This window comes from Brachybacterium halotolerans (assembly GCF_016623465.1).
Taxonomy (GTDB): Bacteria; Actinomycetota; Actinomycetes; order Actinomycetales; family Dermabacteraceae; genus Brachybacterium; species Brachybacterium halotolerans.
This window is the reverse complement of record NZ_JAEDAJ010000003.1, coordinates 201,285-216,911: the sequence shown is the minus strand read 5'-3', so window position 1 is coordinate 216,911 and position 15,627 is coordinate 201,285. Positions and strand designations below refer to the sequence as shown.

Here is a 15,627-nt window from a genome sequence, read left to right as displayed (position 1 = left end):
GACCCGACTTCAGATTCGAGAGAAGGACACCTGTGCTCGACGTCAACACCTTCGACGAGCTGCGCATCGGCCTCGCGACCGCGGACGATATCCGCACCTGGTCCCATGGCGAGGTCAAGAAGCCCGAGACCATCAACTACCGCACCCTCAAGCCCGAGATGGACGGCCTGTTCTGCGAGCGCATCTTCGGTCCCACCCGGGACTGGGAGTGCTACTGCGGGAAGTACAAGCGCGTCCGCTTCAAGGGCATCGTCTGCGAGCGCTGCGGCGTGGAGGTCACCAAGTCCTCCGTGCGCCGTGAGCGCATGGGCCACGTGGAGCTCGCCGCCCCGGTGACCCACATCTGGTACTTCAAGGGAGTGCCGAGCCGCCTCGGCTACCTGCTGGACCTGGCCCCCAAGGACCTCGAGAAGGTCATCTACTTCGCCGCGTACATGATCACCGCGGTCGACGAGGATGCCCGCCACGAGGACCTGCCCGACCTGCAGGCCCGCTACGACCTCGAGGTCAAGGAGCTCGAGAACGAGCGCGACGCGGCCATCAACGACCGCGCCGTCTCCGCCGAGCAGGACCTCGCCAAGCTCGAGGAGGAGGGTGCCAAGGCCGACGCGAAGCGCAAGGTCCGGGACTCCTCCGAGCGCGAGCAGGCGCAGATCCGCAAGAAGTACGACGCCGAGATCGCCCGCGTCACCGCGATCTGGGATCGCTTCAAGAGCCTCAAGGTCGCCGACCTCGAGGGCGACGAGCAGCTGTACCGCGCCATGAAGCTGCGCTACGGCACGTACTTCGAGGGCGGCATGGGCGCCGAGGCGATCCAGCAGCGTCTGCGCGACTTCGACCTCGAGGCCGAGGCCGCCACCCTGCGCGAGGTCATCGCCACCGGCAAGGGCCAGAAGAAGGCCCGCGCGCTCAAGCGCCTCAAGGTCGTCACCGCGTTCCGGTCCACCACCAACTCGCCCGAGGGCATGGTGCTCGACTGCGTCCCGGTGATCCCCCCGGATCTGCGTCCGATGGTGCAGCTGGACGGCGGCCGCTTCGCGACCTCCGACCTCAACGACCTGTACCGCCGCGTGATCAACCGCAACAACCGCCTCAAGCGGCTGCTCGATCTCGGTGCGCCCGAGATCATCGTGAACAACGAGAAGCGCATGCTGCAGGAGTCGGTCGACTCGCTGTTCGACAACGGCCGCCGCGGGCGTCCGGTGACCGGCCCGGGCAACCGCCCGCTGAAGTCGCTCTCCGACATGCTCAAGGGCAAGCAGGGCCGCTTCCGCCAGAACCTGCTGGGCAAGCGCGTGGACTACTCGGGCCGCTCGGTCATCGTGAACGGTCCGCAGCTCCACCTGCACCAGTGCGGTCTGCCCAAGGGCATGGCGCTCGAGCTGTTCAAGCCCTTCGTCATGAAGCGGCTCGTGGACCTGTCCCACGCGCAGAACGTGAAGGCCGCCAAGCGGATGGTCGAGCGTGCGCGCCCTGAGGTCTGGGACGTGCTCGAAGAGGTCATCACCGAGCACCCGGTGCTGCTGAACCGTGCGCCCACCCTGCACCGCCTGGGCATCCAGGCCTTCGAGCCGCAGCTCGTCGAGGGCAAGGCCATCCACCTGCACCCGCTCGTGTGCGCCGCCTTCAACGCGGACTTCGACGGCGACCAGATGGCGGTCCACCTGCCCCTGAGTGCCGAGGCGCAGGCCGAGGCCCGCATCCTCATGCTCTCGAGCAACAACATCCTCAAGCCGTCGGACGGCCGTCCGGTGACCATGCCCGCGCAGGACATGATCATCGGTCTGTACCACCTGACGACGGTCCGCGAGGACGCGAAGGGCGCCGGCCGCAGCTTCTCCTCGATCGCCGAGGCGATCATGGCGAACGATGCCGGCGACCTCGAGCTCAACGCCCCGGTGCGCATCCGCTTCGAGGACGTCGTGCCGCCGCGCGGCTGGGAGGCGCCCGAGGGCTGGACCGAGGGTGACCCGATCACGCTCGAGACCACGCTCGGCACGGTCTACTTCAACGAGACCCTGCCCGTGGACTTCCCCTACGTGGAGGGCCAGGTCGGCAAGAAGCGCCTGGGCGGGATCGTCAACGAGCTCGCCGAGCGCTACGAGAAGGGGCAGGTCGCCGCGTCGCTCGACGCGCTCAAGTCCTACGGCTTCTCGTGGTCGACCCGCAGCGGCGTCTCCTTCGCCTTCTCCGACGTCATCGCGCCGGAGGACAAGCAGGAGATCCTCTCGAAGTACGAGGACCAGGCCGCCCGCATCCAGGAGAACCGCGACCTCGGTCTGGTCTCCGAGGCGGAGCGCAACGCCGAGCTGATCGACGTCTGGTCCAAGGCGACCAACGAGGTCGACGCCTCCATGCAGAAGAACTTCGAGGAGACCCCGACCAACTCCATCTACCGGATGGTGAACTCGGGCGCTCGAGGCAACTGGATGCAGATCCGCCAGATCGCCGGCATGCGCGGCCTGGTGACGAACCCGAAGGGCGAGATCATCCCGCGCCCGATCCTCTCCAACTACAAGGAGGGGCTCTCGGTCCTGGAGTACTTCATCGCCTCGCACGGCTCGCGCAAGGGCCTCGCGGACACGGCGCTGAAGACCGCCCAGTCGGGCTACCTCACGCGTCGTCTGGTCGACGTCTCGCAGGACGTCATCGTCCGCGAGTCCGACTGCGGCACGTCCAAGGGCCTGACCCTGCAGATCGCCGCGGAGGAGGCCGGTGCGCTGGTCCCCGACGAGAACATCGAGACCACGGCGTACGGGCGGACCCTGGCGACCGCGGCCCTCGACCCCGAGGGCAACGAGGTCGCTCCGGCGGGCTCCGACGTGGGCGACGTGCTCATCGACCAGCTGGTCGCCGCGGGCGTCCGCGAGATCAAGGTGCGCTCCGTGCTCACCTGCGACTCCGCCGTCGGCACCTGCGCCCTGTGCTACGGCCGCTCGCTCGCGACCGGCCAGCTCGTGGACATCGGCGAGGCCGTCGGCATCGTCGCGGCCCAGTCGATCGGCGAGCCCGGCACGCAGCTGACCATGCGCACCTTCCACACCGGTGGTGTGGCCAGCGCCGACGGCGACATCACGCACGGTCTTCCGCGTGTGCAGGAGCTGTTCGAGGCCCGCACCCCGGCCGGCTTCGCGCCGATCACCGAGTCCGCGGGCCGCGTGGAGATCGAGGAGAACGAGAAGCAGCGTCGTCTGACGGTCACCCCCGACGACGGCACCGACCCGGTCACCTACAACGTGCCGCGCCGCGTCAGCCTGCTGGTCGCCGACGGCGACCACGTCGAGGTCGGCCAGCAGCTCTCCCAGGGCTCGGTCGATCCCAAGCAGGTGCTGCGCATCCTCGGCCCCCGTGCGGTGCAGAAGCACCTCGTGGACGAGGTCCAGAAGGTGTACATCAGCCAGGGCGTGGACATCCACGCCAAGCACATCGAGGTCATCGTGCGCCAGATGCTGCGTCGCGTGACGATCATCGAGTCGGGCGACACGGATCTGCTGCCCGGCGACTTCGCGGACCGCATCACCTTCGAGCGCGAGAACCGTCGTGTGCTCTCCGAGGGCGGGCAGCCGGCATCCGGCCGTCCCGAGCTCATGGGCATCACGAAGGCCTCCCTCGCGACGGACTCGTGGCTCTCGGCCGCCTCCTTCCAGGAGACGACCCGCGTGCTCACCGAGGCCGCCCTGAACCGCAAGAGCGACCAGCTCATGGGGCTCAAGGAGAACGTGATCATCGGCAAGCTGATCCCCGCCGGCACCGGGCTTCCCCGGTTCCGTCGGATCTCGGTCGAGCCGACGGACGAGGCGAAGGCGCAGATGTACCAGGTGCCGGGCTACGACGAGCTGGACTTCTCCGGCTACGGCGCGGGCGCGGTCAACCTCGACGACATCGACTACTCGGATCCCTTCCGCAGCGAGTTCCGCTGAGGAGGCCCGGTCGGGTCGACGCGCTGATCGCGCCGTCGGCCCGCCGGTCCCGAGACCACCGCAGGGCGGTCCCACCACACGGTGGGGCCGCCCTGCGGCGTGTCACGGGGAGGTGGCTCGGCGTGCCCGCCACTGCCCGCCCCGCCGCGCCCCGCCCCGCCCGTCGTCCTGGCCCCGTCCCGTGCCCCGGCCGCCTGCGCGTCCCGCTCCCTGTGGTGGCCCCCGCCACGTCCCGCGGCGCCGACGGACCCCGTTCGGGTGACCGGCCTGACGCCCACGGTCATGGGCCGGTAAAGGGACGCTCCGAACGCTCTCAAGTTCCGTTCAGACCCCTCGCATACTCCCCGCGCGCCCGGGAACATGGATCCCGGACGGTCCGGCAGGCCCCAGGGCCCCGTCGTCCTCTTCACCCCCACGCGCGGTCGTCGCGCACTTCCCCAGGGGGAGCGCACGACGAATCGACGAGACACAGGTGGGTAGAACGACGTGAAGAAGACTCCGTGGATCATCTCTGCGGCCGTGGCAGGGCTGCTGGTCGCCGGCGGCGGCGGCACCGCGTACGCGGTCTCCAACGAGGCCGGCGTGGACGTGTACGGCGAGCACAGCACCGTGCGCACCTTCAGCCCGACGGTGGGCGCGCTCCTCGAGGCGCAGGGCGTCACCGTGCGCTCGACGGACCTCGTGACCCCCTCCATCGACTCCGTCGTCACCGACGGCATCGACATCCAGGTCGTCCACCGCAACCCCGTCACCGTCACGGTGGACGGGAAGGCGCACGAGGTCCTCACGACCGGCGACACCGTGGCCGACGCCCTCGCGGAGCTCGACGTCGACACCAAGAAGGCGCACGTGAGCCCCGACCCGGAGACCTCGCTCAGCGCCGAGGGCACCTCGGTCGAGGTGCAGACCGCGAAGTCCGTGACCTTCAAGGGCCAGTACGGCCACAAGACCTTCACCGTCTACTCCGACACCGTCGGCGAGGGCATGGAGGAGGTTCTGAAGAACATCGAGGACACCGACACCGCGAAGCCCGGTCGCGACGAGGAGCTGACCGACGGCATGACCGTCACCGTCCAGCGCGTGCGCGAGAAGGAGTCGACGAAGAAGGAGTCCGTCGACTTCACGACCAAGACCAAGAAGTCCGACGAGCTGACCGAGGGCACCACGAAGGTGCAGACCGAGGGCCAGAAGGGCACCAAGGAGACGAAGGTCCGCGAGACGATCGTCGACGGCGAGGTCACCAAGACGAAGGTCCTGGACGAGAAGGTCACGAAGGAGCCGGTCGACGAGGTCGTCCTCGAGGGCACCAAGAAGGCCCCCGAGCCCGAGGAGACCTCGAGCGACTCGGACGACTCCTCGAGCTCCTCCGCGAAGGCCGACGACTCCTCGAGCGATGCCGACGCCTCGGCCTCGAAGTCCTCGAAGTCCTCGTCCTCGAAGAGCTCGGAGAAGAAGTCCCAGACCTCCTCCGACTCCGCGAAGTCCACGAGCTCCTCGAAGTCCTCCTCGAGCGCGAAGGCCCCCTCGGTCTCCAGCGGCTCCGTCTGGGACACGATCGCCCAGTGCGAGTCCGGCGGCAACTGGTCCATCAACACCGGCAACGGCTTCAAGGGCGGTCTGCAGTTCACCGATCAGACCTGGAAGGCGTTCGGCGGCGGCGCCTACGCCCCTTCGGCCGACAAGGCCTCCCGCGCGCAGCAGATCGCGGTCGCCAAGAAGGTCCAGGCCGCCCAGGGCTGGGGCGCATGGCCCGGCTGCACCTCGAAGCTCGGCATCGGCTGATCCGACGCCCGGAGCCCGATCGGGTGCACGGCGCGCGATCCCGCGTCACGCACGCACAGCGAGCGCATCACGGAGACCCGTGGTGCGCTCGCCGCGTCATCGGGTGCCGCCGCCCTCGGGCGGGCATGTGATGTGCATCCGAAGGCACCCAGTCCTTTGACCCCCTGCACGCGGCGTCAGTAGACTGTCGAGAGCGTCCGGAGTGCCCTCTGGTCGTGATCGGGACTTCTCCCGGGCTGTCGACTCGAACGCCCGGGTGTCCCCCGCGAGGAGCGGATCCTCGTGGCATGCCCGAATCCGGGCGACGGGCGCATCCCCGCCCTCGTCCGTGGCGCGCGATCACGGTGCTCCGACGCACGGACGGCGCACGTCGTCCGCGCGGGTGGCCGTGCCCACTCCCGGGAAGCAGGGGAGCGCACGACGGGTCGCCGGCCGCGTCCGCGGCCACAAGATGGAGATCCGGGGGGACCAACACTCCCGTCGGCAGAACAGGAAGAGTCGAAGTGCCCACTATTCAGCAGTTGGTGCGCAAGGGGCGGACGGTCAAGTCCTCCGCTTCGAAGACCCCGGCGCTCAAGGGTTCGCCCCAGCGCCGCGGCGTCTGCACGCGCGTCTACACCCAGACCCCCAAGAAGCCGAACTCGGCGCTGCGCAAGATCGCGCGCGTGCGCCTGTCGACTGGCATCGAGGTGACGGCGTACATCCCCGGCGTCGGCCACAACCTGCAGGAGCACTCGATCGTGCTCGTGCGCGGCGGCCGTGTGAAGGACCTCCCGGGTGTCCGCTACAAGATCGTCCGCGGCTCCCTGGACACCCAGGGCGTCAAGGGTCGCCAGCAGGCCCGCTCGCGGTACGGCGCGAAGAAGGAGAAGAAGTAATGCCTCGTAAGGGAGCAGCTCCCAAGCGCCAGCTCGTGGTGGACCCGGTCTACGGCTCCCCGCTGGTCACCCAGCTCATCAACAAGGTCCTCCTCGACGGCAAGAAGACCGTCGCCGAGTCGATCGTCTACGGCGCCCTCGAGGGCTGCCGCGAGAAGAACGGCCAGGACCCGGTCGCGACCCTCAAGAAGGCCCTGGACAACGTCAAGCCCAGCCTCGAGGTGCGTTCGCGCCGCGTCGGCGGTGCGACCTACCAGGTCCCCGTCGAGGTCAAGCCCGGCCGTTCGACGACGCTGGCCCTGCGCTGGCTCGTCAGCTACTCGCGCGCCCGCCGCGAGCACACGATGACCGAGCGGCTCATGAACGAGCTGCTCGACGCGTCCAACGGTCTCGGCGCCGCGGTCAAGCGCCGGGAGGACACGCACAAGATGGCCGAGTCCAACAAGGCCTTCGCGCACTACCGCTGGTGAGACGGCAGGGCCCGCCCGCCGGATCCCCGGATCCGCGGCGGGCGGGCCCCGCCTCCCACCGCACTCCAGACCAGCAGCCCTCCAGAAAGGCCCAAGTCAGTGGCACTCGCAGTGCTCAGCGACCTCACCAAGGTCCGAAACATCGGCATCATGGCCCACATCGATGCCGGTAAGACCACCACGACCGAGCGCATCCTCTACTACACCGGTGTCAACTACAAGATCGGCGAGACGCACGACGGCGCCGGCACGATGGACTGGATGGAGCAGGAGAAGGAGCGCGGCATCACCATCACGTCGGCCGCGACGACCTGCTACTGGCACGACAGCCAGATCAACATCATCGACACCCCCGGTCACGTCGACTTCACCGTCGAGGTGGAGCGCTCGCTGCGCGTCCTCGACGGCGCCGTCGCCGTGTTCGACGGCAAGGAGGGCGTGGAGCCCCAGTCCGAGACGGTGTGGCGCCAGGCCGACAAGTACGACGTGCCTCGCATCTGCTTCGTCAACAAGATGGACAAGCTGGGCGCGGACTTCTTCTTCACCGTGCGCACCATCGTCGAGCGCCTCGGCGCCAAGCCGCTGGTGATGCAGGTCCCGATCGGCGCGGAGAACGACTTCCGCGGCGTCGTCGACCTCGTCGAGATGAAGGCCTACGAGTGGCCGGAGACGTTCCCCGAGGACGCTCCGGAGTTCGGCAAGAAGAAGGGCGATCCGGCACTGGGCCAGTACCAGGCCGAGGTCCCGATCCCCGCGGAGCTCCAGGAGCAGGTCGACGAGTACCGGGCCAAGCTCGTCGAGGACGTCGCCGAGAGCACCGAGGAGCTCATGGAGGCCTACCTCGAAGAGGGCGACCTCACCGTCGACCAGCTCAAGGCCGGCATCCGTCACCTCACGGTGAACTCGGAGGCCTACCCGGTGTTCGCCGGCTCCGCGTACAAGAACAAGGGCGTGCAGCCCATGCTCGACGCGGTCGTGGACTACCTCCCCTCGCCCCTCGACGTCCCGCCGATGGTCGGCCACGACGTCAAGGACGAGTCCAAGGAGCTCACGCGCAAGCCGTCGACCGACGAGCCCTTCTCGGCCCTGGCCTTCAAGCTCGCGACCCACCCGTTCTTCGGCACGCTCACCTACGTGCGCGTGTACTCCGGTCACGTCAAGAGCGGCGACCAGGTCATGAACTCGACCTCGGGCAAGAAGGAGCGCGTCGGGAAGCTCTTCCAGATGCACTCCAACCAGGAGAACCCCGTGGAGGAGGCCTTCGCCGGCCACATCTACGCGTTCATCGGCCTGAAGGACACCACCACCGGCGACACCCTGAGCGATCTGCAGAACCCGATCGCCCTGGAGTCGATGACCTTCCCCGAGCCCGTGATCTCCGTGGCCATCGAGCCCAAGACCAAGGGCGACCAGGAGAAGCTCTCCGCGGCGCTCCAGAAGTTCCTCAAGGAGGATCCGACCTACCAGGTCGAGCTGGACGACGAGACCGGCCAGACGGTCATCCGCGGCATGGGCGAGCTGCACCTCGACATCCTCGTGGACCGCATGCGCCGCGAGTTCAAGGTCGAGGCGAACATCGGCAAGCCGCAGGTCGCGTACCGCGAGACCATCAAGCGGACGGTCGAGAAGTTCGACTACACGCACAAGAAGCAGACCGGCGGCTCCGGCCAGTTCGGCAAGGTGCAGATCACCTACGCGCCCCTCGAGGACGCGGAGGAGGGCGTGTTCTACGAGTTCGAGAACCTCGTCACCGGTGGTCGCATCCCGCGTGAGTACATCCCGTCCATCGACGCGGGCATCCAGGATGCGCTGCAGTCCGGCGTGCTCGCCGGCTACCCGGTCGTGAACGTCCGGGCGCAGCTGATCGACGGTGCGTACCACGACGTCGACTCCTCGGAGATGGCCTTCAAGATCGCCGGCTCCATGGCGACCAAGGAGGCCCTGCGCCTCGCGAACCCGGTCATCCTCGAGCCGCTCATGGCGGTCGAGGTCCGGACTCCCGAGGAGTACATGGGAGATGTCATCGGCGACCTGAACTCGCGTCGCGGGCAGGTCCAGTCGATGGAGGACGCGAGCGGGGTCAAGATCGTCCGTGCTCTCGTCCCGCTGTCGGAGATGTTCGGCTACGTCGGCGACCTGCGGTCCAAGACCCAGGGTCGTGCGGTGTACTCGATGCAGTTCGACAGCTACGCGGAGGTCCCGAAGACCATCTCGGACGAGATCGTCGCGAAGACCCGGGGCGAGTGAGGCAGCGGAGGGGAGACGGGTACACTCGATCCGCCTCTCCTCCGACCCCGCGGCGGAGGCCCGCAGGCCGGGCGCCCGCCGTCCCGAACCAGTAGTACCCAGATGAGACAGTCCTAGGAGGACACCACAATGGCCAAGGCCAAGTTCGAGCGGACCAAGCCGCACGTCAACATCGGCACCATCGGTCACGTCGACCATGGCAAGACCACGCTGACCGCTGCGATCTCGAAGGTCCTGTACGACCAGTACCCGGATCTCAACGAGAAGCGGGACTTCGACCAGATCGACAACGCGCCGGAGGAGAAGCAGCGCGGCATCACGATCAACATCTCGCACATCGAGTACGAGACCGAGAAGCGCCACTACGCGCACGTCGACGCCCCCGGCCACGCCGACTACATCAAGAACATGATCACCGGTGCGGCCCAGATGGACGGCGCGATCCTCGTGGTCGCGGCGACCGACGGCCCCATGGCCCAGACCCGCGAGCACGTGCTGCTCGCCCGTCAGGTCGGCGTCCCCTACCTGCTGGTCGCGCTCAACAAGTCCGACATGGTCGACGACGAGGAGATCCTCGAGCTCGTCGAGATGGAGGTCCGTGAGCTGCTCGGCTCGCAGGAGTTCGACGAGGACGCCCCCGTCATCCGCGTGTCCGCTCTCAAGGCCCTCGAGGGCGACGAGAAGTGGGTCAAGTCCGTCCAGGACCTGATGGCCGCGGCCGACGACAACATCCCGGACCCGGTCCGCGATCTCGACAAGCCCTTCCTCATGCCCGTCGAGGACGTCTTCACCATCCAGGGCCGCGGCACCGTCGTGACCGGCAAGGTGGAGCGCGGCAAGCTGCCGATCAACTCCGAGGTCGAGATCGTCGGCATCCGCCCGGCGCAGAAGACCACGGTCACCGGCATCGAGATGTTCCACAAGCAGATGGACGAGGCGTGGGCCGGCGAGAACTGCGGTCTGCTCCTGCGCGGCACCAAGCGCGAGGACGTCGAGCGCGGCCAGGTCGTCGTGAAGCCGGGTTCGATCACCCCGCACACCAACTTCGAGGCGCAGGTCTACATCCTGTCCAAGGACGAGGGCGGCCGTCACAACCCGTTCTACTCGAACTACCGTCCGCAGTTCTACTTCCGCACCACGGACGTCACCGGCGTCATCACGCTGCCCGAGGGCACCGAGATGGTCATGCCCGGCGACAACACCGAGATGTCGGTGGAGCTCATCCAGCCCATCGCCATGGAGGACGGCCTCGGCTTCGCCATCCGCGAGGGTGGCCGCACCGTCGGCTCCGGCCGCGTCACCAAGATCATCAAGTGATGATCGCGGGCGCGAGCCCGCAGACGTGAGCTGATCCCCCAGGGGAGAGCTCGAAGGCCCCGGATCCATCCGCCGCACGGCGGGAGGATCCGGGGCCTTCGTCATGCCCGGCCGGGGGAGGAGCGGCCGCATGGCGACGGGACCAGGAACGCGCGGTGCGCATCCGAGGGGATGCGGAACAGGAAGGCCCGCCCACCGCGTGCATCAGCGGTGCGCGGGCCTTCGTGCGTGGATCATGTACCGCGCGGGGAGCGATGATCGTGATCGGCGCCGTGGGTCCCGGCGCAGGACCTCAGCGGCTCAGGGCCGCGGATCCTGGGTGGGCGCGCCGGCATCGTCCTCGTCGGTCTGCTCCGGATCCGCGGTCGGGGCCGACGCGGGCCTGCCGTACTGCGGTCGCGACGGGCTCGCGGCGGAGGCGCTGCGGGTGGGCGCGGGCGCAGCGGGCCTGCCGTACTCGGGGCGGTTCTCCGCGGAGGGGGAGGGCGCGCCGCTCGCGTCTGCGGGGGCCGACGCCGCGTGGTCGGTCCAGGAGCCCTGGCCCGTGTACGCGGCCGACGGGGCGGCGGTGCCCCGTGCCTGCTGGGGACCGGTGCCTCCGTGCGCGCCGGCGGCGCTCTGCGCGCCGTACTCGCCGTGAGGCGGGCGTGCGGGCTGCTGGGTGCCCGCGGCGGCGGGCACGACGGGAGCGCCGTTCGCGCCGCGGCCGGTGGTCTGCGGTGCGGCGGGACCGGGAGGGGTCGCGCCGGCCTCGAGCAGGATGCTGCGCGCTGCCTGCGCGTGGCTGTGCTCGACCATCAGCTCGTACTGCATGGGGATCGTCGCGGTCATCGAGGTGAAGTCGCGGTTCCCGCCGGTCGCCGCGTAGCTGATCGCCGACCAGATCGTGAAGAAGACGACCCCGAACAGCACGCCCGAGATCACCGTCTGCACCAGATGGCCGGAGAACAGGGCGAGCAGCAGGCCGATGAACAGACCCATCCAGACGCCGCTCAGCGCGCCGTTCAGCAGGACCTTGCCCCACGTGCGCCGACCCGTGACCCGCTCCATGAGCTTGAGGTCGGTGCCCACGATCATCGTGTTCTCGACCGGGAACTCGGCATCCGCGAGAGCATCCACCACGGCCTGCACCTCGGCGTAGGTGCTGTAGGTGCCGAGCGAGCGGGGATACTCGAGCTTGTAGAGCCGCGCCGTCAGTGGTGAGGGCTGCTGCTGAGGCTGTGTCATGAACGCGAGCCTAGAGGACGGATCAGGGCGGCACCGAGGTATCGCCTGGACTTCCGCTGGATGTCGACGGGGCGTGAGCCCCGCGGGCCCGCTCAGCGATGACTGCCGCCGTGGCCCGTTACGTGTTCGTGACCGACTTGATGCTCAATCGATCAGATCTACGCAAGGCGCGCATTATGATCGGGGCACGAGGCGCGCCGACGACGTCGCGGCACCTCGGCATGACGGTCCGACGACACCCTGTCCACTCGATGACGAAAGCAGGAGACCATGGACTCCTCTCAGGACACCTCCGACATGATGACACCCCTCGAGCGCCTGGGGGCCTCGCGGCGCAGCTTCCTCGCCCTCGCAGGCGCCGGCGGCGGCGCGGTCGCGCTCTCGGCCTGCGCGGGCGGCGGGGGAGGCGACGACTCCTCGTCCAGCGGCGATGCGGCCGACGGCGGCGGCGACAAGTCCGACGACAACCCGTTCGGCGTGAAGTCCGGCTCGAGCGTGGACGTCGTCATCTTCGACGGCGGCTACGGCGACGACTACGCGAAGGACGCCGGCAAGGCCTTCGAGAAGCTCCACTCGGACATCACCCCCAAGGTCACCTCGACGGTGAACATCCAGCCCGAGCTGCAGCCGCGCTTCGTCGGCGGCAACCCGCCGGACCTCTTCGACAACTCCGGCGCCCAGTCCATGAGCGTCGAGGCCCTCGTCAACCAGGATCAGCTCGCCGACCTCCAGCCGCTGCTCGACGCGAAGGGAGTGGACGGCACCGCGATCAAGGACACCCTGCTTCCGGGCGCCACGGATCCCGGCACGTACTCGGGCACCTTCCTCGCACTGAACTACGTCTACACGGTCTACGCGATCTGGTACTCGGCCAAGCAGTTCGAGGACAAGGGATGGTCGGCCCCCAAGACCTGGGACGACCTGATGGCCCTCGGCGAGGAGGCGAAGAAGGACAAGATCGCCCTCTTCTCCTACGGCGGCCAGAACGCCTCGAACTACTACCAGGAGCTCGCCCTGACGATGGCGATCAAGGAGGGCGGCCTGGACGTCCAGAAGAAGCTCGACTCCCTGGATGCCAAGGCCTTCGAGCAGGACACCGTCGTCAAGGCCTTCGCGGCGATGGAGGACGCGGTCAAGGCCGGCTTCTTCGCCAAGGGCGGCGAGGGGATCAAGCACACCCAGGCGCAGACGGACTGGGTGACCGGCAAGTCGGTCATCTATCCCTCGGGCTCGTGGATCGAGAACGAGCAGCGCGAGGTCACCCCCGACGACTACGAGATGACGGGCGCCCCGGCACCGCTGCTGAGCAGCGGTGCGAAGCTCCCGTACGAGGCCGTCCACGGCACCGCGGGCGAGCCGTTCCTGGTCCCGTCCAAGGGCAAGAACACCGCCGGTGGCATGGAGTTCCTGCGCGTGATGCTCTCCAAGGAGCAGGCCACGAACTTCACCACGCTCACCGGTTCGCCCACTGTCGTGAAGGATGCCGCGCCCACCGGTGACGACGCCTCGACGGCGCTGAAGTCCGTGCTCTCCATGATCGAGGGGGCGGGGGAGAACACCTTCACCTTCAACTTCGTGGACTGGTACAACCTGGGCCCCGACACCGTGACCCAGTGGACTGAGTTCCTCTCCGGCGCGATCGGCGCCGACGAGCTGCGAGAGAAGCAGCAGAAGATGCTCGACAAGGTGCGCGAGGACGACTCGATCAAGAAGTTCGACGTCGAGTGATGGTCGCGGTCCCCACGACGGCGCCGACCGCGGAAGCTCCCCGCTCCCGCGGTCGGCGCCAGCGCCTGACGCTCGAGCGGGTGGTCTTCTTCGCCATGTTCCTGGGGCTGCCCCTGCTCGTGTACGTCCTGTTCGTGGTCTCGCCGTTCGTGCAGGCCTTCTACTACTCGCTGACCGACTGGCGCGGCGTCTCCGCCTCCCAGGACTTCATCGGCCTGAAGAACTACGCGACGCTGTTCGCGGACGACAACTTCCGTCGGGCCCTGTGGCACAACGCGGTCCTGATGGTCGTGCTGCCGCTCATCACGATCACGCTGGCCTACGCCCTCGCGGTGCTCGTGACGATCGGCGGCGACAGCCGGGGCGAGGTCAAGGGCATCCGCGGCGCGAGCGTGTACCGCGTGATCAGCTTCTTCCCGTACGTCATCCCCGCGGTCGTCATCGGCATCCTCTTCGCCTTCATCTACGCCCCGGGCGGCGGCCTCCTGAACGGCCTCCTCGGTCTGGTGGGGATCGACTCGCAGATCGCCTGGCTCGGTGATCCCCGCGTCGCCATGGCGGCCATCGTCGTGGCCGTCGTGTGGAACATGGTCGGGTTCTACATGGTGCTGTTCGTGGCCGCGATCAAGGCCGTGCCCTCGGAGGTCATCGAGGCCGCCCGACTGGACGGCGCGGGTCGGCTGCGCCTGTCGGTGCAGGTCGTCCTGCCGATGATCCGCGAGAACATCTCGACCGCCCTCGTGTACATGGGGATCATGGCGCTGGACATGTTCGTGTTCGTCAACGTCATGACGCCCAACGGCGGCACCTCGAAGAGCACCGAGGTGGTCTCGAGGTACCTCTACGAGACGGCGTTCCAGAAGTCGAACTTCGGCCTCGCCTCCGCCATGGGCGTGGTGATGGCGCTGTTCACGATGATCATGGCGGCGATCGTGCTGCTGTCCAGCCGCAGGAGGGAACGATGAGCGCCGTGAGGACCGCAGACGCCGACGCCGCCGGGCGGACGTCCGCGTCGTCCGGCTCCGGGGGAGCGGTGCCCGTCGAGCCGCGTCGACGACGTGCCTCCGGGGGCGACCGGGTCTTCGCCGCCGTGTCCCACGTGATCCTCGCGCTGTGGGCCCTCGTGGTCATCCTGCCGCTGCTGTGGACCGTGTTCAGCTCGTTCAAGGACTCGCGCTCGATCCTCGCCTCGCCGTTCAGCTTCCCGAAGACCTGGAACTTCGACAACTTCGCACGGGCGTGGACGACGGCCGGCATCGGCCGCTACTTCCTGAACACGGTGATCGTGGTCGGCGCCTCGCTCGTGCTGGTCATGCTGCTGGGGGCGATGTGCGCCTACGTCCTGGCGAGGTACACGTTCCCGGGCCGCACGATCATCTACTACGCGCTGATCGCCGGCCTGACCTTCCCTCTGTTCCTCGCCGTGGTCCCGCTGTTCTTCATCCTGAAGTCCATGGGGCTGCAGGGGAACTACCTGGGACTGATCCTGAGCTACGTGGGCTTCGCCCTGCCGTTCACGGTGTTCTTCCTCTACGCCTTCTTCCGGCAGCTGCCGGACGAGATCGGCGAGGCGGCGCAGATCGACGGTGCGGGGGACTTCCGCACCTTCTTCCAGGTGATGCTGCCGATGGCGAAGCCGGGCCTGGTGTCCATCACGATCTTCAACTTCCTGGGCCTGTGGAACCAGTTCCTGCTGCCGATCGTGCTGAACACCGACCCCGACAAGTACGTGCTGGCCCAGGGCCTCGCGAACATGCAGGCCCAGCAGGGCTATCAGACGGACTGGTCGGCGATGTTCGCCTCCGTCACGATCACCATCCTCCCGGTGCTGATCGTCTACGTGATCTTCCAGCGCCAGCTCCAGGGCGGCGTCGGACCGAGCACGAACAAGTAGGCGCACGGGACGCGGGCCGCGGAGCGCGGACCCCGGGCCCCGGAAACTGGACCCGGGTGCTCTGTTCCGGACAGGCCGATGGTGGGGAGCCGTGGCGATATCGCCACGGCTCCCCCCCCAAGGCCCCGCGGCGCCAAGGGGCCGCGGCCCCCCCCGGCCCAAAG

The 15,627-nt window shown here is 68.3% G+C and carries 10 protein-coding genes; 9 read left to right on the top strand and 1 reads right to left on the bottom strand.

Features of this window, described 5'->3' with window-relative positions; genetic code table 11:
- Positions 1 to 32 precede the first annotated feature (32 nt).
- The 6 genes from I8D64_RS07485 to tuf all read left to right on the top strand — a co-directional run bounded on the left by I8D64_RS07485 (position 33) and on the right by tuf (position 10,614).
- Entirely contained in the window at positions 33 to 3,920 is a 3,888-nt protein-coding gene (locus I8D64_RS07485) for a DNA-directed RNA polymerase subunit beta' (RefSeq protein WP_200501877.1), read from the top strand.
- Positions 3,921 to 4,406: 486 nt separating this feature from the next.
- Positions 4,407 to 5,702 carry a transglycosylase family protein gene (locus I8D64_RS17580; protein WP_200501876.1) on the top strand — a complete coding sequence of 432 codons (1,296 nt, stop codon included), beginning with the start codon at positions 4,407 to 4,409 and terminating at the stop codon, positions 5,700 to 5,702.
- 503 nt (positions 5,703 to 6,205) lie between these two features.
- Positions 6,206 to 6,580: a 30S ribosomal protein S12 gene (rpsL, locus tag I8D64_RS07475; RefSeq protein WP_152351771.1), complete on the top strand. Its 375-nt coding sequence runs from the start codon at positions 6,206 to 6,208 to the stop codon at positions 6,578 to 6,580.
- Positions 6,580 to 7,050: a 30S ribosomal protein S7 gene (gene rpsG / locus I8D64_RS07470; protein WP_109274669.1), complete on the top strand. Its 471-nt coding sequence runs from the start codon at positions 6,580 to 6,582 to the stop codon at positions 7,048 to 7,050. The genes rpsL and rpsG overlap by 1 nt, the downstream gene beginning before the upstream one ends.
- Before the next feature lie 99 nt (positions 7,051 to 7,149).
- A complete protein-coding gene (gene fusA / locus I8D64_RS07465) occupies positions 7,150 to 9,297 on the top strand; it encodes an elongation factor G (protein ID WP_200501875.1) in 2,148 nt (715 codons plus the stop codon).
- 129 nt (positions 9,298 to 9,426) lie between these two features.
- A complete protein-coding gene (tuf, locus tag I8D64_RS07460) occupies positions 9,427 to 10,614 on the top strand; it encodes an elongation factor Tu (RefSeq protein WP_200501874.1) in 1,188 nt (395 codons plus the stop codon).
- A 300-nt stretch (positions 10,615 to 10,914) separates the two neighbouring features.
- Here the strand turns inward: tuf and I8D64_RS17250 are convergent, their stop codons facing one another.
- Positions 10,915 to 11,841: a YflT domain-containing protein gene (locus I8D64_RS17250; protein WP_246482838.1), complete on the bottom strand. Its 927-nt coding sequence runs from the start codon at positions 11,839 to 11,841 to the stop codon at positions 10,915 to 10,917.
- 270 nt (positions 11,842 to 12,111) lie between these two features.
- On the opposite strand from I8D64_RS17250, the gene ngcE reads away from it, so the two are divergent.
- From ngcE to I8D64_RS07440, 3 genes are read left to right on the top strand one after another with little or no spacing between them, the layout of a single operon-like run.
- Positions 12,112 to 13,569: an N-acetylglucosamine/diacetylchitobiose ABC transporter substrate-binding protein gene (gene ngcE, locus I8D64_RS07450; protein WP_200501873.1), complete on the top strand. Its 1,458-nt coding sequence runs from the start codon at positions 12,112 to 12,114 to the stop codon at positions 13,567 to 13,569.
- Complete coding sequence (locus I8D64_RS07445) at positions 13,569 to 14,534, top strand: carbohydrate ABC transporter permease (RefSeq protein WP_200501872.1); 966 nt, start codon at positions 13,569 to 13,571, stop codon at positions 14,532 to 14,534. The genes ngcE and I8D64_RS07445 overlap by 1 nt, the downstream gene beginning before the upstream one ends.
- Complete coding sequence (locus tag I8D64_RS07440) at positions 14,531 to 15,463, top strand: carbohydrate ABC transporter permease (protein ID WP_200501871.1); 933 nt, start codon at positions 14,531 to 14,533, stop codon at positions 15,461 to 15,463. The genes I8D64_RS07445 and I8D64_RS07440 overlap by 4 nt, the downstream gene beginning before the upstream one ends.
- Positions 15,464 to 15,627 lie beyond the last annotated feature (164 nt).

Excerpts from the sequence above, each read along its gene's own strand:
- rpsG (WP_109274669.1), top strand. The coding sequence starts at position 6,580 with ATGCCTCGTAAGGGAGCAGCTCCCAAGCGCCAGCTCGTGGTGGACCCG.
- I8D64_RS07445 (WP_200501872.1), top strand. The coding sequence starts at position 13,569 with ATGGTCGCGGTCCCCACGACGGCGCCGACCGCGGAAGCTCCCCGCTCC.
- ngcE (WP_200501873.1), top strand. The coding sequence starts at position 12,112 with ATGGACTCCTCTCAGGACACCTCCGACATGATGACACCCCTCGAGCGC.
- I8D64_RS17250 (WP_246482838.1), bottom strand. The coding sequence starts at position 11,841 with ATGACACAGCCTCAGCAGCAGCCCTCACCACTGACGGCGCGGCTCTAC.
- tuf (WP_200501874.1), top strand. The coding sequence starts at position 9,427 with ATGGCCAAGGCCAAGTTCGAGCGGACCAAGCCGCACGTCAACATCGGC.
- I8D64_RS07440 (WP_200501871.1), top strand. The coding sequence starts at position 14,531 with ATGAGCGCCGTGAGGACCGCAGACGCCGACGCCGCCGGGCGGACGTCC.